This window comes from Actinomadura sp. NPDC000600, assembly GCF_040492135.1.
Classification (GTDB): Bacteria; Actinomycetota; Actinomycetes; order Streptosporangiales; family Streptosporangiaceae; genus Spirillospora.
Map to the genome: position 1 here is coordinate 1 of NZ_JBEUPD010000112.1, position 1,553 is coordinate 1,553.

The window sequence follows — 1,553 nt, forward strand, 5'->3', positions numbered from 1 at the left end:
CACGGTGGTTGGCAAGGGCAGTGGTCCACTCTGCCTGTGACGGCCCCGCCAGCGTGACACGGGCATTGGTGTCGGCGAGACCGAGGTGGAGTCCGTCGGCGTCGATTCCCCGCAGCCGGACTCCCACGGCGCTGCCGGGCCCCTCTGGGTCCTCGTCGGTGCCGGTGTAGATGGTGGGAAGCAGCGCTTCAAGGCAGTGCTGAGAAAGCCGGTGGTTGGGGCCGAGTTTGGGGTCCAGTGCCACGGTGAGGTGCGTGCCGGTCGGGATCACGTGGGCGATGCCGGCGGGGTGTGCGCAGTAGTCGATCGTGCCGCCCAGATGCTCGAAGACCTGGGCTTCCAGCCGGGCCTGGTCGGGGCCTGAGTCGGGCACGGGGTGCTGGCCCTCCGCTGTGGTGTGCTGCTGCGTGCAGGCTTGATGGCCGATGCCGGTGCAGCGGGAGCGGTAGCGGGCTTTCTGTGTGAGCGCGTTTCCGTGGCTCATTGTCATCCTGATCCGCGCACCGTCCGACCCCGGCGCGCAGATGGACGGAGCCGGGTCTGGCAGGCGCTGGTGTTCTCGGGGTGGGGCCTTGCTCCTTCTCGCTCGCAGAGGTTGTTGTGGCACCGGGTCGGGCGGTGGCCCTGCGAACGATGGCCTACCTGGAAGGCCGCGCAGCAGCCTGCCGCAGCGGACGGGAGGCGTCGGTGTGGCGCGCTGCTTTGCCTCCGGAGTAGACCCGTATGGCTGATGTGGCGTGCTGTCAGCCCAACGATGGGGCTCTGGTCGGCTGCCTATGGACCCAGTTGACACCTGGTTGTGCCGGTTGATGGGTATGGTGGGGTTTCCTGCCGGTTGCGACGACTCGGCATGCATATCTGTGATGCCCGGCTGTCACCGATCTGCGGAGAGGGTGTGGGGCGCCCACGTCGCTTCCCACTCGGAGTGATCGTCGATCCGTGTCTCTGTCTGCCGGCCGGGCGGCTGCAAGGACTCTGGCATGGCCCACTCCGGTCGTCGTTCCGCTTCTGCGACTCGTCGCGCTTTCTCCGGTGAACATAGGCAGGCGGCTGCACGAGGTGTTCCCCGCGGTTGCGGCCACCTGGGCTTCGACACCTCCGACTTGGCCCAGCAACGGCTTCGGGCATTGCTGGCTTTGGGCATCTTCAACGGAGGCCCTCTGCAGGAGTGGCCGGGCATGTGGGCTATGGCGTCGGTGACCCACTACGACCTGATTCTCTCCCCCAGGCCCGACGACTTGGTGGTCATCACGCCCACGCCGTCCAATGTGCTCACGTACTTGGTGCCTCGTGGCAAGCCGGTGGGTCTGCCCGGCCTGCGTCTGGAGGAAGCAAGGGCTGACGCCTTCCAGCTTCGGCATCTGGTCACCGGCGCACGAATGACCGTCACCGATCGTCCCCCGGTTCCTCCCTTCGACGGTGGCTTCGACGAGCACCGGGTGTGGACCGTGGACCAGGGCCTGACCGGGGAGGAGCACGATGCACTGGCGGACGTGCCGCCTATGACAGATGACACGCTGGTTCTTCTGTCAGGCCTGGTGACACGGATCGGA

General features: G+C 67.0%; 2 protein-coding genes. One reads left to right on the forward strand and one right to left on the reverse strand.

From position 1 onward, the window contains the following. A partial coding sequence (locus tag ABWI07_RS44035) for a hypothetical protein (RefSeq protein WP_353822194.1) occupies window positions 1-484 on the reverse strand: 484 nt, incomplete at its 3' end. A 712-nt stretch (window positions 485-1,196) separates the two neighbouring features. Between ABWI07_RS44035 and ABWI07_RS44040 the strand changes: the two genes are divergently transcribed. Continuing rightward, the coding region (locus ABWI07_RS44040) for a hypothetical protein (RefSeq protein WP_353822195.1) at window positions 1,197-1,553 on the forward strand (357 nt) is incomplete at its 3' end.